The organism is Sulfurospirillum halorespirans DSM 13726 (assembly GCF_001723605.1).
Lineage (GTDB): Bacteria > Campylobacterota > Campylobacteria > Campylobacterales > Sulfurospirillaceae > Sulfurospirillum > Sulfurospirillum halorespirans.
Window position 1 is genome coordinate 2,446,999 of record NZ_CP017111.1, and the last position, 22,097, is coordinate 2,469,095.

The 22,097-nt window shown below is 43.6% G+C and carries 23 protein-coding genes; 14 read left to right on the forward strand and 9 right to left on the reverse strand.

Going from position 1 to position 22,097, the window contains the following annotated elements; translation table 11 throughout:
* Positions 1 to 41 precede the first annotated feature (41 nt).
* The 9 genes from SHALO_RS12260 (at position 42) to feoB (ending at position 8,735) form a co-directional block, all read left to right on the forward strand.
* Positions 42 to 575 (forward strand): iron transporter, encoded by a 534-nt coding sequence (locus SHALO_RS12260; RefSeq protein ID WP_069478766.1) that lies wholly within the window; start codon positions 42 to 44, stop codon positions 573 to 575.
* A 108-nt stretch (positions 576 to 683) separates the two neighbouring features.
* Positions 684 to 2,096 carry a Fe-S-containing protein gene (locus SHALO_RS12265; RefSeq protein ID WP_069478767.1) on the forward strand — a complete coding sequence of 471 codons (1,413 nt, stop codon included), beginning with the start codon at positions 684 to 686 and terminating at the stop codon, positions 2,094 to 2,096.
* Positions 2,093 to 3,370 carry an ABC transporter permease gene (locus SHALO_RS12270; protein WP_145923259.1) on the forward strand — a complete coding sequence of 426 codons (1,278 nt, stop codon included), beginning with the start codon at positions 2,093 to 2,095 and terminating at the stop codon, positions 3,368 to 3,370. Before SHALO_RS12265 ends, SHALO_RS12270 begins: the two co-directional genes overlap by 4 nt.
* Positions 3,357 to 4,520 (forward strand): ABC transporter permease, encoded by a 1,164-nt coding sequence (locus SHALO_RS12275; protein ID WP_069478768.1) that lies wholly within the window; start codon positions 3,357 to 3,359, stop codon positions 4,518 to 4,520. The genes SHALO_RS12270 and SHALO_RS12275 overlap by 14 nt, the downstream gene beginning before the upstream one ends.
* A gap of 6 nt (positions 4,521 to 4,526) precedes the next feature.
* Entirely contained in the window at positions 4,527 to 5,189 is a 663-nt protein-coding gene (locus tag SHALO_RS12280) for an ABC transporter ATP-binding protein (RefSeq protein WP_069478769.1), read from the forward strand.
* Positions 5,182 to 5,667: a TlpA family protein disulfide reductase gene (locus tag SHALO_RS12285; protein WP_069478770.1), complete on the forward strand. Its 486-nt coding sequence runs from the start codon at positions 5,182 to 5,184 to the stop codon at positions 5,665 to 5,667. Before SHALO_RS12280 ends, SHALO_RS12285 begins: the two co-directional genes overlap by 8 nt.
* Positions 5,628 to 6,170 (forward strand): TlpA family protein disulfide reductase, encoded by a 543-nt coding sequence (locus SHALO_RS12290; RefSeq protein WP_238585244.1) that lies wholly within the window; start codon positions 5,628 to 5,630, stop codon positions 6,168 to 6,170. The genes SHALO_RS12285 and SHALO_RS12290 overlap by 40 nt, the downstream gene beginning before the upstream one ends.
* A 136-nt stretch (positions 6,171 to 6,306) precedes the next feature.
* Positions 6,307 to 6,531: a FeoA family protein gene (locus SHALO_RS12295; protein ID WP_025345791.1), complete on the forward strand. Its 225-nt coding sequence runs from the start codon at positions 6,307 to 6,309 to the stop codon at positions 6,529 to 6,531.
* Complete coding sequence (gene feoB, locus SHALO_RS12300; protein WP_069478772.1) at positions 6,531 to 8,735, forward strand: ferrous iron transport protein B; 2,205 nt, start codon at positions 6,531 to 6,533, stop codon at positions 8,733 to 8,735. The genes SHALO_RS12295 and feoB overlap by 1 nt, the downstream gene beginning before the upstream one ends.
* Before the next feature lie 30 nt (positions 8,736 to 8,765).
* Here the strand turns inward: feoB and aroC are convergent, their stop codons facing one another.
* Genes aroC through SHALO_RS12320 form a run of 4 tightly spaced genes read right to left on the reverse strand, consistent with a single transcriptional unit; the run spans position 8,766 to position 11,974 of the window.
* Positions 8,766 to 9,839 carry a chorismate synthase gene (aroC, locus tag SHALO_RS12305; protein ID WP_069478773.1) on the reverse strand — a complete coding sequence of 358 codons (1,074 nt, stop codon included), beginning with the start codon at positions 9,837 to 9,839 and terminating at the stop codon, positions 8,766 to 8,768.
* Positions 9,836 to 10,519 (reverse strand): ribonuclease III, encoded by a 684-nt coding sequence (rnc, locus tag SHALO_RS12310; protein WP_025345794.1) that lies wholly within the window; start codon positions 10,517 to 10,519, stop codon positions 9,836 to 9,838. The genes aroC and rnc overlap by 4 nt, the downstream gene beginning before the upstream one ends.
* Positions 10,520 to 10,521: 2 nt before the next feature.
* Positions 10,522 to 10,953, reverse strand: coding sequence for a ribonuclease HI (rnhA, locus tag SHALO_RS12315; RefSeq protein ID WP_069478774.1), 432 nt, complete (start codon positions 10,951 to 10,953; stop codon positions 10,522 to 10,524).
* Positions 10,928 to 11,974, reverse strand: coding sequence for a tetratricopeptide repeat protein (locus SHALO_RS12320; RefSeq protein ID WP_069478775.1), 1,047 nt, complete (start codon positions 11,972 to 11,974; stop codon positions 10,928 to 10,930). Before SHALO_RS12320 ends, rnhA begins: the two co-directional genes overlap by 26 nt.
* A gap of 65 nt (positions 11,975 to 12,039) precedes the next feature.
* Between SHALO_RS12320 and dnaG the strand changes: the two genes are divergently transcribed.
* The 5 genes from dnaG to SHALO_RS12345 all read left to right on the forward strand — a co-directional run bounded on the left by dnaG (position 12,040) and on the right by SHALO_RS12345 (position 16,720).
* Entirely contained in the window at positions 12,040 to 13,698 is a 1,659-nt protein-coding gene (gene dnaG / locus SHALO_RS12325) for a DNA primase (protein ID WP_069478776.1), read from the forward strand.
* Positions 13,676 to 14,659 (forward strand): argininosuccinate synthase domain-containing protein, encoded by a 984-nt coding sequence (locus SHALO_RS12330; protein ID WP_069478777.1) that lies wholly within the window; start codon positions 13,676 to 13,678, stop codon positions 14,657 to 14,659. Before dnaG ends, SHALO_RS12330 begins: the two co-directional genes overlap by 23 nt.
* 61 nt (positions 14,660 to 14,720) lie before the next feature.
* Positions 14,721 to 15,101 (forward strand): response regulator, encoded by a 381-nt coding sequence (locus SHALO_RS12335; protein ID WP_069478778.1) that lies wholly within the window; start codon positions 14,721 to 14,723, stop codon positions 15,099 to 15,101.
* Positions 15,102 to 15,701: a chemotaxis protein CheC gene (locus SHALO_RS12340; RefSeq protein WP_069478779.1), complete on the forward strand. Its 600-nt coding sequence runs from the start codon at positions 15,102 to 15,104 to the stop codon at positions 15,699 to 15,701. It abuts the gene before it with no gap.
* Between the two features lie 2 nt (positions 15,702 to 15,703).
* Positions 15,704 to 16,720, forward strand: a complete 1,017-nt coding sequence (locus SHALO_RS12345) for a diguanylate cyclase domain-containing protein (protein WP_069478780.1) — start codon at positions 15,704 to 15,706, stop codon at positions 16,718 to 16,720.
* Positions 16,721 to 16,879: 159 nt separating this feature from the next.
* Here SHALO_RS12345 and SHALO_RS12350 read toward each other — a convergent pair whose 3' ends face one another.
* Genes SHALO_RS12350 through SHALO_RS12370 form a run of 5 tightly spaced genes read right to left on the reverse strand, consistent with a single transcriptional unit; the run spans position 16,880 to position 22,090 of the window.
* Positions 16,880 to 18,172, reverse strand: coding sequence for a response regulator (locus SHALO_RS12350; RefSeq protein WP_069478781.1), 1,293 nt, complete (start codon positions 18,170 to 18,172; stop codon positions 16,880 to 16,882).
* Complete coding sequence (locus SHALO_RS12355; RefSeq protein WP_069478782.1) at positions 18,165 to 19,688, reverse strand: PAS domain-containing sensor histidine kinase; 1,524 nt, start codon at positions 19,686 to 19,688, stop codon at positions 18,165 to 18,167. The genes SHALO_RS12350 and SHALO_RS12355 overlap by 8 nt, the downstream gene beginning before the upstream one ends.
* Positions 19,689 to 19,698: 10 nt before the next feature.
* A complete protein-coding gene (locus SHALO_RS12360; protein ID WP_069478783.1) occupies positions 19,699 to 20,721 on the reverse strand; it encodes a protein-glutamate methylesterase/protein-glutamine glutaminase in 1,023 nt (340 codons plus the stop codon).
* Positions 20,718 to 21,185: a chemotaxis protein CheD gene (locus SHALO_RS12365; protein WP_025345805.1), complete on the reverse strand. Its 468-nt coding sequence runs from the start codon at positions 21,183 to 21,185 to the stop codon at positions 20,718 to 20,720. Before SHALO_RS12365 ends, SHALO_RS12360 begins: the two co-directional genes overlap by 4 nt.
* A complete protein-coding gene (locus SHALO_RS12370) occupies positions 21,185 to 22,090 on the reverse strand; it encodes a sensor histidine kinase (protein ID WP_069479420.1) in 906 nt (301 codons plus the stop codon). Before SHALO_RS12370 ends, SHALO_RS12365 begins: the two co-directional genes overlap by 1 nt.
* Between the last annotated feature and the right edge of the window lie 7 nt (positions 22,091 to 22,097).

Here is a 22,097-nt window from a genome sequence, read left to right on the forward strand (position 1 = left end):
AGGAGAACAATTTTGAGATCTAAATTTTCTAAGGAGGAACTATGTTAAAAATGTTGGCAAAATCAGTCTTAGCACTGAGCGTAGCCGTTATGTTAGCCCATGCCGCAGAGGCTGAGATGAAAGAGTACCCCATCGGTGAAGAAGTGGTGATGAATCACATGAGTGTTGCCGCTGTGTACCTTAAACCGATCGATATGGAGCCAAAAGGTATCGACCTAGCACCCTCACAAGCCGATGTGCATCTTGAAGCAGACATCAGCGCAACGGAGGGAAATACCAATGGTTTTGCAGCTGGTGAATGGGTTCCTTATTTGAGCGTGAGTTATGAGATCAAAAATCTCGACACAGGCAAAAGCAAAAAAGGCACCTTTATGCCAATGGTTGCGGCCGATGGTCCTCACTACGGTGCCAACATCAAAATGTTAGGTGTCGGTAACTACGAAGTGAAGTTCACAATCGACAATCCTTCAAAACAAGGTTTTGGAAGACATGCTGATGCAGCTTCTGGTGTTGGCAAATGGTTTGAACCGTTCACAACAAGCTACAAATTTAAATACACAGGTATTCAAGACTAAAAACCCTAAGAAGAGCCTTTGTGCTCTTCTTTTAACCTAAAATTTGCGTCTCTTTTTTTACATGTAAACGAAAAAAGACGCAAGTTTTTTGTTGAAGGACACGACGCAATGTCAATTTATTTTATCCACGTGATGCAAGCATTACTGGGCTTTACGCTTTTGAGCGCTTTATGGGGAAAATACCCGAGCCTCAAAGCCACTTTTTTAGCCTCTTTTATCGGTATTTGGATAGGAATTGGACTCTTTGAATTCGCCAATCTCTACCTTTGGGACACCACGCTCAAACTCTATGCCAACGGTGTTATCGCCGTTTTATTGCTTCTGGGCTGGGCTGTGTGTCTGCTTCCTTTCAAAAGCGTTAAACTAGCACTCATAGCACTGCTTGCGATCTCTTTTGGTATAGAATACGGCACGCTTAGCCGTGATTTTCCACTGCTGAAAGGTGCCCTTTTAGACACACTTTCCATCGTCTCTTTGGGCATTGTGATCTTAAGCGCAGGTTTGCTTTTGCTTCTTTACTGGTTGATGACAAAAGTCGCTGAAAAGATCCGTCCTAGTGTTCGAAACACTGCCATTGCGCTTACTACTCTCTTTTTGCTGTTAGATATTTTAGGGGAACTTGGCATTGCTTTAATGCGTTTGGGCGTACTTCCGACCTCAACGTGGCTTCTCTCAGCCGTTGCCAAAGTGTTGCACTACTCCGCATTTTTCACGTACATTTACCTTGCCATCATCGTTGTCTTAAGTACTCTTTTTCTGCGCCAACAACCGCGCAAAGAGCCTAAAGAAACTGTGGGCGTCATCGCTTCTAGGCGCATTCGTGCGACACGAGCGCATCTGCAAAAAATCTTTACATGTAACATCATGATCGTCCTTACAATGAGTGCATTTATACTCTATTACGATCTTGTTGCTTCACGTCCACCAACCATTTCAACACCCACGATTTTAGAGCCCGTGAATGGTGAATTTAAAATTCCGATGGAACTGTTGCGCGACAACGACCTGCACCGTTTTGCCTACATTACCGATGAGGGCAATAAGATTCGCTTCTTTTTGCTCAACCGTTACAAAGGCAAAGACGCCCCCGTTGCTGTGTTTGACGCGTGCATGATTTGTGGCGATATGGGCTATGTCAAAAAAGGGGATGAGCTCATTTGTATCTCGTGCAATGTGCGTATTTTTATCCCTTCTGTGGGTAAAGAAGGTGGGTGTAACCCCATTCCGTTCCCCTATCAGTTCGATGGCAAAGAGATCATATTCAAGCTAGAGACGATTCTCAAAGGGGTGAACTACTTCTCAGAGGTCGTGGAAAAAAGCGTGAGTGACCCCGTCAGTGGTGCCAAAATGATTAACCTCAAAGCGCCTAAAACCTACGTCTTTGGTGGAAAAACGTACTACTTTGAAAACAACGATACGTATGAAAAATTTAAAGAAAACCCTGAGCGCTACGTGGGTACGGCTAGTGAATCGCACTGGAGAGCACAAGGCTACCAAGCGTTAGGAGACGTGAGCAAATGATGGAATACAAACTCCTTAAAAGCGCCCTCTGGGGCAATAAAACTCAAAAGATGCTCGCCTTTTTGACCATCTTTTTAGCCTCCATGCTGGTCGCGTCGATGCTCAATATCACGCTTGGCATTGGCGATAAGGTGGCTCAAGAGCTTCGCAGTTACGGCTCCAATATCATTGTATTGCCCAAAGGTGGCGCACTGAGTATGGAGATTGAGGGCAAAACCTTTAAGCCTTTGCAAGAGGATGCTTACTTGGATGAGAGCAAACTGCCTAAAATCAAAGAGGTATTTTGGCGCAACAACATCGCTGCGTATGCTCCTTTTTTAGAGGGGAAAATCGCTTGGTCGAAAGAGACAACGCCTGTTGCCATCATTGGAACCTATTTTGATAAAAATCTTCCTATCGCCGATGAGCCAAATTACCGCATTGGTGTCAAGTCGCTCTACCCGTTTTGGAGCGTTGAAGGAGCGTGGATCGAGGATGATACGGAAGCGAATATCTTGGTGGGTGAAACCCTAGCCAAAGATCACCACATCGCCATTGGTGACACTTTAATACTTGCAGATAAATCTTTACATGTAAAGGGTATTTTAAAAGGGGCACAAGAGGCTGAGAGCAAGATCATGATGTCGATGGCTTTGGCACAAACACTGCTGGGTAAACCTGAAAAAATATCTCGCGTGGAAGTCTCAGCCCTCACCGTTCCAGAAGATGACCTCTCGATGAAAGCCAAACGTAACCCTGCGGAACTGGACACGTTGGAGTATGACCATTGGTACTGCACCGCATATGTCAGCTCCATTGCCTACCAAATCGAAGAAGAGTACAAAGGCGCTACGGCAAAGGCACTGATGAAAGTGAGTGATGGCGAGAGCAAAGTCGTGAAGAAAATCCAATCGCTGATGGGCATGGTCAGCATCATCGCGCTCATTGCTGCCTCCATTGGCATCGCTTCGTTGATGGCGTCAGAGATTCACCGTCGTAAAAAAGAGATCGGACTGTTAAAAGCGCTAGGTGCAAGCAATCTTGCGATCTATACGCTTTTCATCGCAGAATCACTCAGTGTCGCCCTTATCGCTGGAACCGTCGGAGCACTCGTGGGTTATGGGCTTTCGATGCTGATTGCACTCAGTATCTTCGGACATGCGGTTGAAATTTCATGGATTATTTTACCTCTTACGATCAGTTTTGCGCTCATTATCGCGTTTGTGGGCTCACTGCTTCCGATGCGAGGCGTGATCGATCTTTTACCTGCGGAGGTGCTTTATGGTCGCAAATAAAAAACACTCCTTGCGCAGTGCTTTTTTACTCCGTTCGGTCTTTAAAAGCCTTCGTTTCAGTTACGATCGCACCCTCATCATTTTTATCTCCATCATGCTAGGGGCGTGCGTAACGGGTGCTTTTGTCAATGTTTATCTCGACATCGACTCTAAGATGCGCAAAGAGCTGAAGGCGTATGGCGCCAATGTGCTTTTCACGCCCCAATCGGTTGAAAAATCCCTTTTCTTCGATCAAAGCGATTATGAAAAGTCTTTACATGTAATCCCAAAAGGCTCCCTTTTAGGTGCCTCACCCTACCTCTTTGGAACGGTGCGCTTAAGTCTGGGCGATGCCGTGATGGCAGGCGTTGACTTTGCAGGAATGAAAGTAGCGAAGCCTTTTTTAGAGGTCGTACAAGGAACGTACATCAATGTCGATTTTGACGAACGAAACGCCCTCGTCGGTGTGGATTTGGCAAAAAAGATGGAGCTCAAAGTAGGCTCAAGCATCAACTTAGTTAATGAACAAAGCGGCTTTTCCACGACCATTCGCATCAAAGGGATCGTCTCTAGTGGCGATAAAGAAGATGGACTGCTCTTTGTCGCCCTCCCCTTGGCGCAAAAAGTCTTAGGCAAAGCGGGGCAAATCCATCTGGTTGAAGCGGTCATCTTAGGCGATTTTGATCAGATCAATGCGATCAGTACGGAGCTTTCCAAAGTAGGCAGTTTCAGCGCCAAACCTCTCGCGCGTATCTCACTCTCCGAGGGTCTGATCTTAGATAAAATCAAATTTTTGATGGCATTGGTCGCCTTTACGGTGCTACTGATCACCTCCATGTGTGTCAACACTACGCTGAGCTCCATCATCTTTTCACGCACGAAAGAGATCGCCCTGCTTCGCGCCCTTGGTGCATCCAAACGCAATGTCGCCACTCTTTTTGGCACCGAAATCTTTTTGATGACCCTGTTTGCTTCGGTCTTAGGGGCATTTTTAGGCTTCTTTTTATCCCAATTTTTTGGCACGGTTATCTTTGGCTCAGGCATTGATTTTCGCTTTTTATCGATTCCGATTGCGACCATTTTATCGCTGCTGTTTGCAGCCATTGCCGCATACTTTCCCATCAAGCGTTCATTGAACTTGCCTGTGGCGACTATTTTAAGAGGAGAATAATTCTTAATGACACCTGTATTAGAACTTAAAAATATTGAAAAAAAATTTGGCGACGTGATCGCATTAGAGGGCATCAATCTATCCGTACACAAAGGTGAGTGGATCAGCATTATGGGACCATCGGGTTCTGGAAAAACAACCCTTTTAAACATTCTCTCGTTGATGGATGCTCCAACCAGTGGTGAATACCTTTTAGGTGGCGTTGATGCAGGCTTTTTGGATGAAGCGCAAAAGCTTGTGATCAGACGTGAAAAAGTGGGGCTTATCTTTCAACAATTTCACCTGATTCCCTACCTCAGTGCGCTTGAAAATGTGATGCTAGCGCAGTATTACCACAGCAGCGTGGATGAAGAAGATGCCAAAGCCGCCCTTGCAAAAGTGGGATTAGCTCACCGTTTAACGCATCGTCCTTCTGAGCTTTCAGGCGGTGAGCAACAACGTTTGTGTATCGCGCGTTCACTTATCAATGATCCTGAAATTCTCCTCGCCGATGAACCAACAGGTAATCTGGATGAGCAAAATGAGAAAGTCATCCTCGATCTTTTCTGTCGTTTACGCGAAGAAGGCAAAACGATCATTCTGATCACCCATAACCCTGAACTTGGGCGCTATGCCGATCGCATCATCAACCTTCGTCATGGCAAAATGGAAGAGGCTTCTCATGCGTAACTCTTTTTGTGCTCTGCTTTTTTTGACACTGCTTTTCACTGCCTGCACTGGCGTACCTCAAAAAGCAAAGATGAACGCACAAGCACCTGAACTCTCGGCAAAAACCCTGAGTGGTGACGCGGTTCATCTGTCCAATTACGCTGGTAAAGTTGTTGTGCTTCGCTTTTGGATGATCGGGTGTGCTTCGTGTACCGAGGCGATGCCTTTGTTAGATCAATTGCAGGAGCAATATCCCGATACATTAGCCATCGTTGCGATCAATTCACTCAATGAAAACAAAGAGATTGCCGCGTTTGAAGCCCAGTCAAAATTTCACTATCCGCTTTTAAAAGATGATATTGATATTACGGCGAAACGTTACAATGTGCGTTCCGTTCCGATTATGTTTTTGATTGACGATCAAGGTGTTTTAAAAGAGGTCATCCATGGAGAACTGCCATGGAAAGAAGCTCAAAAAATCATTATGAAGTACCTCTAATGCGCTACTTTGGATGGCTTCTGATCTTATTTTTGAGCGGTTGCACTGAAAACCTTACACAAAAAAATCACATCGTTATTGGTGAGAATAAACCCATTCAAAGTACGTTTACCCCCAAAGAGGCACGTCTAAAGCTCTCGTATGAGAAACCGTATCTGCTCTTTTTCTTCTCCAAAACGTGCGGTGCGTGTAAAGAGGCGATTCCGTACTTAAATGAATTGGCGCAAAGCTTTCAAGGAGAGGTTGAGATCATTGGTATTTTAGGCGGAAGTTCACGCAGTGATAACGACATTGCCTTTTTAAATCAGCACGATGTTCGCTTTAAAGTCATCTCAGATCCGCAATCAACGGAGTATTTTAGCAAAGCCGTGGGTGGTGTTTACGGTGTGCCTCTGTTTGCTTTTTTCTCCAGTGATGGCAAAGAGATGAAACGTTTTTTAGGGCTTGTTCCAAAATCTCTTTTGGAGGAGACACTCAAAACGATACGTCCTAACGAGTTTTAAAACGACACCTCACGTTATAACTGCATCGAAAAAGCAGTTCTATTCTAATTGTATTTTAATAATCGTTTTTATTTAGACGTAAGGTTACTGTCTATATAATGCGCTCTTATAAAATTGGATTTAGAAAGGAGTGCTTATGGATTTATCCCAAATCACTAAAAATCAAAAAGCGCATATCACTCATATACACGCACAACATTCATTGAAAAAACGCCTCTTTTCCCTAGGTCTTGGTGTAGGCAAAGAGGTCGAAGTCGTCGAGACAAGCCTTCAAAAAAACACGATTAAAATTACCCTTGGCTTTAGCGCCGTTGCCCTTCGTTTCGATGAAGCGAAACTCATCGAAGTCGAGGTTGCCTAATGAAAAAAATTGTTATTGCCCTTGTAGGACAACCCAATGTCGGCAAAAGTCACCTTGCCAATGCCATCAGTGGCTCCAATCTGAAAATCGGAAACTTTGCTGGTGTGACGGTTGAAAAAGCAACTGCGCGTCTCAGTACTGAGGATTTTGCGATTGAATTTATCGACCTTCCAGGTCTTTACTCTTTGGAAGATTTTGCCGCGGATGAAAAAGTGACCAAAGACTTTTTGCTCACAGCCGAATACGACCTGATCTTAAATGTGCTTGACTCTACGAACTTAGAGCGCAATTTAATGCTTACCACCGAGCTTATGGAGCTTCAAAAAAAGATGGTGATTGCACTCAACATGGACGATGAAGCGATCAAAGAAGGCATTCACATCAACGCCGATGCCATGAGCAAAATTCTCTCTATTCCATGTATCCGTGTCTCTTCTAAGACTAAAACCAACATCGATCTTTTGGTTGAAAAGATTTTACATGTAAGCAAAAATCCCCTCGTTGAGCCTAAAATGGTCTACAGCGATGAAGTCGAAGAGCAACTCCAAACCATCGTAAAATTTTTAGATGACAAACATTTTCATGGCAAAGATGCACTCACAAACCGCCAAATCGCTGTCGGGCTTTTATGGCAGAAAAAAGAGATGTATGCGTATATGCACGAACATCCGCTGTACGTTGAGCTTCAACCGATTCTTAACAATGCGCTAGGACACGTTTACATGTACTGCCAATGCGAGGAGATCGAAGAGGTTATCAACCGCCAACACAGCGCATTTTCAACTGGTTTGACTGCTGAAGTTCTGAATGTTACTCACGTTAAAAATCGCAATCTCACACAAAAAATCGACACGATTTTGATTCATAAACTTCTCGGGCTTCCTATCTTTATCTTCCTCATGTGGGGACTGTTTCAACTCACCTTTACACTCGGTGAAATCCCTATGGGCTGGATCGAAGAGAGCTTTGGCTGGTTGGGTGAAACCATTGGAGCATCGATCACCAATGAAGCGCTGAAATCACTCATTGTTGATGGTATCATCGCAGGTGTGGGAAGCGTTATCATGTTTTTACCGAACATTATGATCCTTTTCTTAGGCATTGCGCTGTTAGAAACGACAGGCTACATGTCAAGAGCCGCGTTTTTACTTGATGGCTTCTTCCATAAATTTGGGCTTCACGGTAAAAGTTTTGTTCCCCTTGTCACGGGCTTTGGTTGTTCTGTGCCTGCGTATATGGCAGCACGTACGCTTAAAAACAAAAAAGATCGATTGCTGACAATGTTCATCATTGGTTTTATGAGTTGTGGCGCACGTCTTCCTGTGTATGTTCTGTTTGCAGGTGCTTTTTTTGATGAAAGCATGGCAGGAAATGCTCTGTTTGCCATCTACATCATCGGCGCTCTTTTAGGACTCATCGCGGCGAAGATTTTGCGTGTAACGGCGTTTAAAGGGGAAGATGAACCGTTTGTTATGGAGATGCCAAAATACCGTCTTCCAAGCCTGAAACTGCTCTGGTTTGTGGTCTATTCTAAGTCTGCAATGTACATCAAAAAAGCGGGAACGTTTATTCTTTTGGCGTCCATGCTCATCTGGTTTATCAGCTCTTACCCTCAAAACAGCCTGATCGAAGAGGAGTACACGACCAAAATTGAAGCGCTCCAAGCACAACTGGATGAAGCGGTTTCCATGGAACCCGTAGCACCAAAACAAGAAGTGACTGAAGAGGCTACCGCTGAGCTAACAACTCAAGATTCCGCTTCCATCGAAGATACCATTGCCGCTCTTGAAAATGAAAAACATGAAAAATTGGTGGAAAATACCTACCTTGGTATCATGGGAAAAGCGATTGAGCCTGCGTTTGCACCGCTTGGATTTGACTGGAAAATGGGGGTTGCTACGATTAGTGGATTGGCGGCCAAAGAGGTCATCGTCTCAACGCTGGGCGTTCTCTACTCCTTAGGCGATGAAGTGACAGAAGAGGACACCTCACTTCGTGAAGTCATTGCTTCCAATATGAGTCTTGCTTCTGCGATGGCATTTATCGTCTTTGTTATGGTTTATCTGCCATGCCTTGCCGCAACCGCTGTGTTTGCCAAAGAGGCTGAGAGCATCAAATACACGGTGTACTTAGTCGCATTTACCTTCATCACCGCATGGGTGCTTGCGTTTATCACCTACCGAGTCGTTCTACTGTTGAGCTAAAAAATGTGGCTACCTCTCATAGCCACACCTTTACATGTAAACGCGTTTGAGCTGGTCGATGTTCGATCCTAGATTTAACAGCAGCAGATCGGCAATGACCAATGCCGCCATCGATTCTGCCACGACGCTACCGCGCACGGCGATGCACGGATCGTGCCTTCCTTTGAGATTACATGTAAGCGCATTTCCCTTTGTATCGATCGTCTCTTGGGCGATGAAAATAGAAGGTGTAGGCTTAAAATAGACTTTACATGTAATCACATCGCCATTGCTCATACCGCCCAAAATACCACCGCTGTGGTTGGTTGCAAAGCCCTCTTTTGTGATCGCATCGTTGTTTTGCGAGCCTTTGAGTGCTGAAGCGCTAAACCCTTCACCGATTTCCACGCCTTTAACGCCGTTTATCCCCATCATCGCTTCAGCCAACAGCGCGTCTAATTTATAATAAATCGGCTCACCCAGTCCGATAGGTGCGCCCACAACCTGCACAAGCGCCACGCCACCGACCGAATCGTGCGCATTTTTAGCCTCTAAAATGATCATCTTTTGCGCCTCTTCGACACTGGCATCGAGCGCGTAAATCTCGCTTTGGCTGACACGCGCAAAATCGTAGCTTTTCGCTTCAATGCCACCAATGGCGCAAATGCCGCTTTGAACCTTTACATGTAACGTATTTAAAAGCAATTTAGCAATCGCACCTGCCGCCACACGTGCCGCGGTTTCTCTAGCACTACTGCGTCCGCCACCGCGGTAATCTCGGATACCGTATTTATGAAAATAGGTAAAATCGGCATGTCCTGGGCGAAAAAGGTCTTTGACACTCTCATAATCACCGCTTTTTTGGTTTTCGTTGAAAATCACCATCGCTATGGGTGTGCCCGTACTAAGGCCTTCAAAAACACCGCTTAAAATCTCGATTTTATCGCCCTCTTTGCGCGCGGTGGCAAATTTATTTTGCCCTGGTTTTCGACGATCGAGTTCACTTTGGATAAATTCCTCATCGATTTCCAAGCCTGCTGGTACGCCATCGACGACACAACCGATCGCCTTTCCATGCGACTCACCAAAGGTTGTAAAACAAAAACGCTTGCCAAAGGTATTCATCGAACTTCCTTTTTCAGAATCTCCAACGCCAACATGGCTGCTTTTTGTTGCGCCTCTTTTTTGCTTTTGCCACTCGCAACAGAGAGGTCACGTCCTCTCACGGAGACGGCGATTTCAAACTCTTTTTTATGATCAGGCCCAAAGGAGCGCACCAAGCGGTACTCTGGCGTCATGCCAAAATGGGCTTGTGTGAGCTCTTGAAGTGTGGTTTTATGGTCTCTAAAAATAGCGTCCATATCGATTTTAGGGTACGCCTCTTCCAAAAGTGCCACTGCCAAATCCCTCGCCTTTTCAAGTCCTGCTTCGAGGTAAAGTGCGCCGATGATCGCTTCAAATGCGTTAGAGAGCAAGGAAGGTTTTTCGCGTCCGTTGTTGTTCTCTTCGGCTAAGGAGATATAGATGTATTCGCCCAAATGCAGCAGACGTGCGAGCTTTTCAAAGCTTTTTTCATTCACTAAGGAAGCTCGAAGTTTTGAGAGTTCACCCTCCGCTACTTCAGTAAATTCGTGATACAGATACTCACCCACGATGAGATCAAGCACCGCGTCGCCTAAAAATTCAAGGCGCTCGTTGTTGTAGGGTTGTTTGGAACTTTTGTGTGTCAGTGCCTCGATTATCAGGTTTTGATCCCTAAACTGATAACCCAAGCGCTTCTGTATCGCTTCTAATCTTTTTTGCATAATTATGACTCCATCAATTTAATTTTGGTTGCTTCTTCTTTAGCGATTTTATCGCACATTTCATTCTCGGCGTGCCCGTCGTGTCCTCTGACCCAAATGCCATGCACCTTATGGATTTTGGAAACGTCGAGGTAACGTTGCCACATTTGTGGATTTTTTACCTTCGCAAAGTTTTTGCGTTTCCATCCATCCAGCCACTCGTTAATCCCTTTGATCACATAACTCGAATCGCTAATAAGTGTGACATCACACGGCTCTTTAAGCGCCGCTAAGCCTTCGATGACCGCCAAAAGTTCCATCTGATTGTTCGTAGCGTTTGCCATTCCACCACTCACGATGCGCTCGGTCGTGCCAAACCGTAAAATCGCGCAATAGCCACCCGCTCCCGGATTTCCGAGGGAGGAGCCATCACAGAAAAGAGATATTTTCTTCATGATCCGCTTTAATAAGGTTGGTTTGAATCGTTACAGTGTCGATGCTTTGGCAGTGCGGACATCTGTAAAAATGAATCGGGAAAACGTGTTTGCATTCAAAGCAAAGGTACTCAAAACTAATACTTGCTTTCGTATACCCCACACTGTGGAGTTTGCCTAAAACATCGAGCGCAAACGGCGCTTCGTTCTTGGGTTCAATATAAGGCGTAAGACCTCGTGCCATCGCGATTTGCTGCACGAGAGGATCTTTACATGTAAGAATGTCATAGACCATAAAATCCACATACCACAACAGATCCATCATCCCTCGAAATGGCAAGGTTTCAAAAAGTGAAGGCTCAATTTTGATGCCAGTTTCCAGCATGAATTCAAATAATTTTCGCTTTAAAAAAGGCACTGTGGAGGAGAGTTCAAGAAGTTTTTCAACTTTTTCGCCCTCTTTGAGGCGACTGTCTTTAATCGTGCTCAGCGCTTTTAAGTAAGCTCGCTGTACACCAACTTTGGCACCCAACTCTTCCAAAGAGTCCAATACCTCTTCGGCTTTGGTGTATTCTTGAAGTTGCTCATAAGCAACGGTTAAATACTTCAAAGACTCCTCGTTGCGTGGATGCAGGTGCAATGACTCTAAAAAAACTTCAGAGCTTCGGCGAAGAAAACCCGCTTTAAAATAGGTCTTGCCCAACGTGGAGAGAAGGTACTGCTTCTCATCTTTGCCTTTAACGCGTTTGAGCGTGACCAGATAGATATTGATCGCTTTTTCATAATCGCCCCCTTTGTCATACGCATGCGCAAGCAGGGCTAGAGATTCGAGAGGAATGGAAGCGTCTTCGAGGAGCTTTTTATACTCGTTTTCATCGGTGACAATTTCAAATTTTTTAACAAATTTATCGATGCTTTGCTTCTCTTCTTTACTCTTGAAAACACCCCACCAATAGTTGGAAAACGAGATGACAAAAACAATCGCAAACAAGATAATGACGCCAAAGAGGGGATCACGGTACGCTATAAAAAAATTATCCAAAACGTAAACCTTCGCATGTAAGTTTGTAAAGATGTCTATTATACCAAACTTGCTATAATTTAGTCATGATAGACAAAACATCCATAGAGAATCTCAAACAACGCCTTGATATTGTTGACGTCGTAGGCTCGTACTTGGAGCTGAAGAAAAATGGCGCGAACTACAAGTGCGTCTGCCCATTTCACAACGACACCAGCCCAAGCCTTGTGGTGAGCCCTTCGAAACAAATTTACCACTGTTTTGCCTGTGGCGCAGGAGGCGATAGCATCAAATTTGTGATGGAATACGAAAAGCTCTCCTACCCTGAAACCATCGAAAAACTCGCCAACATGGTCAACTTTTCACTCTCCTACACCACCAATGAAGGGGTGAAAAAAGAGGATCGAAAGTTGATGGAGACGCTCAATCTTTTCTACGTCAAACAGCTCGATTTTACCCCTTTTGCTAAGGAATATCTTGCAAAACGAGGCATCTCTGAAGCTTCTGCTGAGAAGTTTGAGATCGGTTATGCACCTGCTTCCTTTGCCACACTGGATTTTCTAAGCTCCAGAGGTTACGCGATGAGCGAAGGCATAGAGTATGGCGTCGCAGGCGTGGGTGAGAACAATCAGCCTTATGCGCGTTTTATCGAGCGTGTCACGTTTCCCATCTATTCACCGAGCAACCGACTTGTTGGGTTTGGCGGACGCACGCTTTCCAATCACCCAGCCAAATATGTCAATTCGCCGCAAACCAAGCACTTTAACAAATCCCAACTGCTTTATGGTTATCAGCTCGCCAAAGAGAGCATTTATAAGAAAAAATCCATCATCATCACCGAAGGGTATCTTGATGTTATCATGCTGCATCAAGCAGGCTTTACGCACGCCGTTGCAACGCTTGGAACCGCCCTTACGAACGAGCATATTCCCCTTATCACGAGGGGTGATCCTGAAGTAATTGTGGCGTACGATGGCGATGATGCGGGCATTAACGCAGCACTCAAGGCTTCGTTTTTGCTCAGTGCGCATGGCGTCAAAGGAGGCGTTGTGCTCTTTGGCAATGGCATGGACCCTGCCGATATGGTGCAAAATGGTTTGATGGACGCGCTCAATCATCTCTTTCGAACGCCTCAACCCTTCATCGAGTTTGCACTAGAGCGCATGGTCAAAAAGTACAATCTCAAAGACCCTTTAGCCAAACAGCAAGCGTTAACTGAAGCGATGAGTTACCTCAAAACGCTTCCGCAAGCGATTCAAGAGAGCTACACAGGCATGCTCTCTGAAAAACTAGGTTTGCATCACAATTTGGTCAAAATCCAAAGCCATAAACCGCAAAGACTTGATAAAAAAGAGCGTGTGTTTGAAGATATGTTGGAGCTTACCATCATCAAAACAATTCTCAGCCAGCCCAATCTGATTGACACGGTGCTTGATACCATCGATAGTTCCATGTTCAAAACCCATCACGAAGAATTTTCGCTTCTTTTGGAAAATCAACTCGAACACCCCAAACTCAGGCGCATTCTGCTTTGGGAAGATATTAAAATTTACGATGAGAAGTCACTCATTGCTTCGATGGTCGCTTTTTTGTACCATTACTACAACGAAAAGTTCCAAGAGATCAAAACCGCGCGTGAGCTTAGTTACGATAAAAAGCAGTTTTTGATCCGCAAAATACAAGAAAAAATGATGAAATTAAAACAAGGTGAATTGGTTCCGTATGAAAGCATTAGTACTCTATAGTGGCGGGCTTGACAGCATGCTCGCGATGAAACTCTTAAGCGATCAGGGCATTGAAGTCATTGCTCTGCACATTAACATTGGATTTGGTATCAAAGAAGACCATTATGAAACACTCAAACGTCGTTCCGCCATCGCAGGGGCAACACTCGAAGTGATCGATGTGCGCGATCATTTTCTTCAAGAAATTCTCTTTAGCCCCAAACACGGCTATGGCAAACAGTTCAATCCGTGCATCGACTGTCATGGGTTTATGTTCACGGTCGCAAAATCCCTGCTTCCACGCTATGGCGCTTCGTTTATTGCAACCGGTGAAGTGGTTGGACAGCGCCCTATGAGCCAAAACAAAGACGCGTTACGTCTTGTAAAAAAGATCGCCAATGACATTGATGAAGACATCATTCTTCGTCCACTCTGCGCACAAGTGATGGAAGAGACCAAGCCTGAACGTGAAGGGTGGGTTGATCGAAGCAGGCTTTTAGGCTTTAATGGAAGAGGACGTCATGCACAACTTGCCCTTGCCAAAGAGCTTGGCTGGGAAGATTTCCCTACACCTGCAGGCGGATGTTTGTTGACCGATGTGCAATTTACCGCCCGTATGCGAGACTTCATAGCGCATGACACCTTTGCCAAAGAGGACATTGACGTGCTAAAAAATGGAAGGCATTTTAGGCTTCCTGATGGTGCGAAATTGGTCATTGGGCGCAATGAACACGAGAACGATTTTCTTGATTCCCTACACAATTCCAAGTTTAATCTTTTACATGTAAGCGGTGAAATGAATGCGCCAAGTTCCCTTCTTTCCAAAAATGCTTCCGAATCAGATGAAGCAATTGCGTGTCGGATGGTGCTTAGTTTTACCAAAGCCATTCCAGAGCAAACCTACGCACTGAATCTTGGCGAAAAAGTTCTTCATGCGATGCCTTATGCAAGTAAAGAGGAGAGTAAAAAATATCTTATATAGTTTTTTAAAGATATTTTTTGTACTATATTCGGTTATAGAATTACACTATGAGGATTATGAGATGGGCTTATCGAACAAAATGATTTTTTTAGTCGTGGATGATTCAAAAATATCACGAAAATGGCTTATCGAAATGATTCCAAAAAAGATCCTTGAAAATGCAGAAATCATCGAAGGTTGCAATGGTGAAGAGGCAATTGCACTCTACACGGAGTATCAACCCGATGTCGTTTTTTTAGATATTACGATGCCTGTTTTAGATGGTTTTGAGGCATTGGAGCGTATTCGCACACTGAATAAAGATGCACTGGTGGTGATGATCTCTGCTGATCGTCAAAAAAGCACGAAAGAGAAAGTTTTAAGCCTTGGTGCTTCGGCACTGATCTCAAAACCTATTGATGAAGAAGAATTTCGTACAACCTTACTAAAGTTGGTATTTTAAATGGTAACATCCTATTTTAACCCTCAACAAGAAGATGTTTTAAAAGAGCTAATTAACGTCTCTTTTGGACTCTCTGCCTCTTTAATTGGCGATATGCTCGACAACCATGCAAAACTACACATTCCTGATATTTCAAATATTGCCATCCACAATTTAGATGATAAAATCATCGAAGTCTTAGAAGAAGATTCTGAGTTTTACCTGACAAAGCAACGCTTTTTAGGCTCTTTTAATGGCGAAGTCCTTTTTGTCTTTAATCGTTACTCAGCACGCATGTTTTGCAATCTTTTGCTAAAGCAAGAGTTGAGCGAAGAAAACGATATCAAATCCTCTATTTTAGAGCTAACCAATATCATAACCTCAGCGTGTATTGGAAAATTTTGTGAGATCATTCATGGCGAGACGATCTTTAAAGTCCCTTCCATCGAAAAACGTGAAATCTCTAAGATGGACAAATACGACAAAATCGAAGGGTATGACAATGTCATTGTTATCAAAACTGCCCTTGATATCGAAAAAGAGAATATCTTAGGGCATATGTTTATACTTCTGAATAACGAAATGCTCGATCATCTCAAAAATACGATTGATAAGATTTAACAATGATAAACTGCGAAAAAATAATTGATTCAATTAATGTGGGTATTTTAACGATTGATGCTGATCTTAAGATCTACTCTGTCAACAAATGGTTTGCCGTACACAGCGACATTGACGCTGAACAGACCATCGGGAAAAATCTTCTTGATCTGTTCGAGCTCTCACCTGAGCACCTCAAATCTCTAAAACGCCATATCAAAGCGGCGCTCACACTGGGCGGTCCCTCTTTTTTTACAGCCGATGCAAATCACTATCTTTTTCCTATGAAAAACTCCACCACAACGAAATCCATTTTTGAGTTTATGCAGCAAGATATCACGATTATGCCTTACAATAGCGAGCAAAAGCAGGTCACTGTGCTTATTTACGACCAAACCAGTTTGATGGAAGAAAAAGCCAAATGCAATAAAGAGAGTGAAGAGCTTGCCAATGCTAACAGGGTTGCGAATGCGACGATTCGCAAACTTGAAACGGCTAAAAATAAACTGTTGAAACAAAAAGAGATCATCTACAAGCAAGCGCATTATGACCACCTAACGTCCTTAGCCAACCGAACCTTGCTCACACAACGCATGCAACTTTTGATCGAAAACAACCAAAACAGCGGTAAGAAATTTGGTGTTCTCTTTTTGGATCTGGATAATTTCAAAGAGATTAATGACACACTCGGACATGATGTGGGCGATATGATTTTGATTCATGTAGCAAAAACGCTGCTGTTAGCCACGAGGAAGAGCGATACAGTTGCGCGTTTTGGAGGGGATGAGTTTATTATTTTAGTCGATGATATTGGCGAAGAGAACAATCTCAATCACATCGCTAGCAAGCTGATTCAAGCCATCACCCAACCCATTCGCATTCGAAACTTCGATTTACATGTAACGACCAGTATTGGCATTAGCCTCTTCCCAAATCATGGTGTTGACTTTAACCAGCTTATCAAAAATGCCGACCTTGCCCTTTATGTTGCCAAAGCAGAAGGTCGAAATACCTACAAAATCCATCACCAATCCAAATAAATAACAGCTCAGCTCATGCTCTTTAGGGGCATGAGCAAACCTGATTTTGCAAACACTCAAAGCACCAAAGGTGCGTGGGCACTCTGCCCAAGTGTACCCAGTGTTAACGTAGTGTTTAAAGCTTTGCTTTAAACACGTGTCAAGCGCTCTTGATAAAACTCAAAAGAACTCTATATCATCATCATGAGTTGGATCGAGGCTCTTCTCATCAAAAATGGCTTCTATTTGAATGCACGAACTCAAAAGGGATGAGTCAAGATAGTGAATATCGCGTGCCACTTGGGTTATAAACACATTTTCTCGCCATGAAGAGAGATCGTGCAGAAGATTGAGCAGCATGGCGGAGAGGCGTTTGGATTTGTCGGTATCAAATTGCTCTTCAGTGAGCGTTCCTAGAAAATCAATCAACGTCCTTACCGCAAAACCTAAATGCTCAAACTCCATCAATTCCGCTAAAATTTCGGCATACTCTTGGAAATTTTCATAAATAACCGATAAATTGCGCTTATTGGGCTCTTTTTCAAATACTAAAATAGCTTTGTCGGTATCGTCATTAATGATCTCTAAACCATCAATTTTTGAAAGAAAGGAGATCGCCGTAGAGTTGATATAATCCACAGCACTTTGCACGTTATCGTGCGTTTTAGAGAGGATTTTTTTGGTCTCATCACTCATCTCTACACTACTTGAGGTTGTATCGCGCTTGATCTCTTTATCCAGCTGGAACGTGAGCATGTCATTGGAGAGAATATACTTGGCATTGGCAAAATGTTTGAGCAAAATATTTTTAATGATATTGCCGTTTAGTGGCTTTACATGTAAAAGCATCATGTAGAGTTTTTCTTCGCTCTCCTCCATGACAATACTGCATTCGTATTCATGTTTTAACAGCCATAAACCAAAGCCATAAATAAGACGCACGCAGTCACTTAGATTGATAATATTTTTCTCACAATTGAGCCAATAGTCCCAAAACTGAGCCAATGCCTCTTCGTCATCAATACGAAAAGTAATGTTTCGGTGAAACACATGGGCATTAAAAGGATTCAGAGCACTTGAGAATTTATGAATCTGTTTATTGCGCAAGGCAATAATGCGTAAATACTGTCTGATACGTTGTAAAAAATGCTCGGCATTCAGCGGTTTGGTGAGGTAATCTTCTGCACCCAAAGAGAGCATTCTGTTTTTTGAGGTATCATCATCAAGGGCACTAAGGGCGATGATCATACTCTTTTTATTGACCTGTTTAATGAATTGCGTCGCCTCAAAACCATCTAAAACGGGCATCATAATGTCCATAAAAATCAGATCAAAATGGTTTTTAACACACATTTCTACGGCAACTTGCCCATCTTCAGCTTCAAAGATTTCGATGCCATCCACCTCTTCAAGCAAAAGATTGAGCGTGAGCCTGTTATTATCATTATCGTCAACAATCAACACTTTATACATTTTTTTGCTCCTTTAATCTTTTGGTTAAACTAAATTTTGCGCCACCTAACAAAGGGGAATCTTCGATTTTATACTCTAATTTCAATCCTTCGCATAAAAGCTTCACAAAATGAAGCCCAATGCCCGTTCCCTTTTTTTCAATAACACCCGTTCCTGACGCACTTTGAGTGTAGAGTTCAAACACCTCTTCTTTATCTTTAATCCCTTTGCCATCGTCTTGCACCACGATCTCTATTTTTTCACTATCGGATGCTAAAAAGACCTCAACAATCGAATTGCCATATTTAATCGCATTGGAGAGAATGTTTGAGAGAATTTGTTTAAAACGGTACTCATCGCTCGTAATAAAAGGACCGCTTTCATCGCTTTGAAAAAACAGCATGCGTTTATGCTCAATTGCCAAGGCAGCATGCTTTTCAAGCACATCTAAAATAGCCTCTTTGACATTAAAAAGCGTCAAATTGTAGTGTAATTTCTGATGACGCAGTTTTCCAAGATCTAAGATATTGGTGACATTTTCGAGCATCGAAGAGGCACTTTTATAAATCTGCTCCAAAAGGTAAACACGCTTGGCTTTTGGCACTTCATCAATATTGGGCATGTGTTTATAGAGGTATTGCGAAAAGTTCAAAATGGCATTGAGGGGCGTTTTGAGTTCATGTGTAAAGAGCACCAAAAAAGCATCTTTGGCTTCGGCAAGCTGCTCTTGTTCCTGCGCCTTACGACTAATCTCATTCGCTGCGCGTTCTTGTTGTAAAAAGTTGGTAATGTCATGGCGAATGGCAAGATACTGAAGAATTTTCCCGTTCGTTTGCTCTTTAAAAGGAATAATAATGGTCTCCGCCCAAAAGTCACTGCCATCTTTGTTGCGATTGATAATCTGCGCACGCCAGACTTCACCTTGGGTGATCGTCTTCCACATGTCGCTAAAGACCTCAGGTGCCGTTTGTGGATGTTTAATAATGCGGTGATTTTGCCCCATTAACTCTTCACGTTCATAGCCTGTGACTTTCAAAAAATTATCATTCATATAGGTGATATTTCCATCAAGATCCGTTTGAGAGACAATCGAAAAATCAATCAATGTTTGAAAATAGTGACGCTCTGCAAGATAGCTATCATCTAAAAACGTTTTGATGCACTCTTTAAAATGGTCCAACACAGCCTCACTTTCATGTTTCATACTCAAATATCGCTCGCATTTAAGCGCTAAAATTTCATCCAACATACTCAATTGATCGGTTTGTAAAAAAAGAATTATTTTCACATGAGCATCACGTTCTCTGGCACGTTTCAATGCGGGAAGGTAGAGATGTTCGTTACGCGATGAGAGCGATCCAAAGATCAGATCGATCTTTTTTTCTTCCATCATCGTCTCAATTTCGCACGCAGAAATGTTTACATGTAAAGCATCGCACAGCTTCTTGGCTGCATTAACAAACACGGCATCGTAGGCTATTTCTCCGATCAGCAGTGCTGAAATGAGGCGAGGTTGATCCAAAAGGTGTGCAGCCATTTTTCTCTCCTTACACTAACATTTTGACAATAGCATGCGCGATCTCAGGAAGCGGTAAAACCTCATCCACACCACCCAACTTAACCGACTCTTTGGGCATGCCATACACCACGCAACTCTCTTCATTTTGTGCAATGGTTTTAGCCCCTGCTTCGTGCATGTGAAACAACCCTCGTGCACCATCACTTCCCATTCCCGTCAAAATCACGCCAATCGCGTTGCTTCCTGCCACTTTGGAAACGGAGTTAAACAACACATCCACACTCGGACAATGCCCACTGACCTTAGCTCCCAGTCCAATTTCAATAAAATAACTCGCCCCTGAGCGTCTTAACACCATGTGTTTTCCACCTTGAGCGATGTACACGGTTCCCGTTTGCAAAAACTCCCCATGACGTGCCATTTTAACATCCAGTACGCAGAGTTGATTCAGCCGCATCGCAAACGATTCTAAAAAACTGTGGGGCATGTGCTGTACCACTAAAACCGCAGGCGAAGTGGAAGGAAGTCCTCCAAGAACGACTTTAAGCGCCTCCGTTCCACCCGTACTCGCCCCGATAACAATCACTTTATGCGTTGTCTCCGAAAGGCTCGTATGATGCGGGTTCACTTTCATCATGGGAATCTTTTTTTGCACGCGTGCATGCGAGGCATTGACTACTTTTTGAATCAACTCCTCTTTAATCTCCTCTTTACCATCGTAAATATGCGAATGGGGTTTTGTCACATAATCGATCGCACCTGCTTCCAGTGCGTCCAAAGTGGTATTGGCACTGTTGCGCGTCAGCGAAGAGACCATGACGACGGGGGTGGGATAGTGCAACATCAGCTTTTGCAAAAAGGTCACACCATCCATGCGTGGCATCTCAACATCCAAGCAAATGACGTCAGGTTTAAGCTCCACAATCATATCGCGCGCAATGTACGCATCCGCAGCCAATCCCACCACTTTAAGCCTAGCATCGCTCTCTAGGATTTCTCGTAAAATGTGGCGGGCTGTGGCGCTGTCATCCACAATTAAAACACGGATCATTCCATGATCTCGTTTTGCACATATTTTAAGATAATGCGATTCGCATCGCTGATCATCATAATCCGTCTGCCATTATTGCCACCCGTATCTTCGGCTCTGATGGGGATGCTGTAGTGTCTTAAGATCTCTTTGGCAATCAGAACATTTTTCTGCCCGATGAGTTGACCTTCCGAATTGGTACGGTGAATGTTCGCCCCTCCAAAGATTTTCGCCTCCATGTTGCGCCGCAGACAGCCTATATTTTCCATATTTTCAATCAGTTTTGGAATCGCGACATTGCCGTATTTTGGACTCTCCAGTCCATTGCCATTCCACAGTGCTAACAAGTAGTGATTCATCCCACCAATGAGTTCGACTTTGTCGTACAGGCACACACTCACGCATGAACCCAGCACGGTGACAATCTCGGTAGGTTTAATGCCCACAAAAATTTCTCCAACATGGATAAATTTACGAGGCAGCATCAAAACTCTTTCATCTCTTGCGTATCGTCAAACATAAATTCATTCGCACTCTCACTCATCAACGCCTCCGCCTTGGAGGTATCTTGAAGTTTAAGGCAAAGATTAAACTGTGTTAAATTCTCGTTTGAGCTGTAGGTCACCTCTCCGTCGAGGGATTCCACCAGCGCATTGACGATGCTAAGCCCAAGACCTAGTCCATCGATGGATGTCCTTGCTTTGCTCGCATGCACACCTACTTTTTTAAACCGACTAAAGAGTTCTTTATTAGGATCTTTGATAATAACATCCCCCGTATTGGCGATGCTGATAAGCAGATGATCGTCTTCTATCCGTGCGCTTATCCTGACATTGTGTGTTGGAAAAGAGTATTCACACGCATTGGAAATGAGGTTGGCAAAAATGGTGTGCAGTTTTTTGGCATCGCTGACGATCAAACGATCCAGTTCAATGTCTGAGCTAAAGTGAAGCTCTTTTTCCTCAATCAGATACGCAAACGCCTCTTTTGCTTCTTCGATAATCAAGCGCAAATCAATTTCACTCCAGTAATTGGCGATTTCTCCTGCTTCAATCTCAGCTGCGGTGAAAATGTTGTTGAGCTGAAAATCAAGCTTGCGAAGCTCCATATCCAAAAGAAGTTTCATCGTCTGTGTCTTAGGCGAATCCTCATTTTTGCGCATCATCGAAGAGAGATTGAGCAGAGAACTGAGAGGATTATTAAAGACATTTTTGATTAAAGAGAGAAACTCTCCTTTGATGGAATCATGCTCTTTGAGTTTTTCATTGAGCACATAAAGCTTTTTCGTTAAAAATTCCATCTCTTCAAGCGTACTGTTTTTTTGATCAAAGCGTCGTTTGACCTCTTCAAGTAAAACCGTATCACTGACATCCTCAAAATTTCGTTTCATACTCATA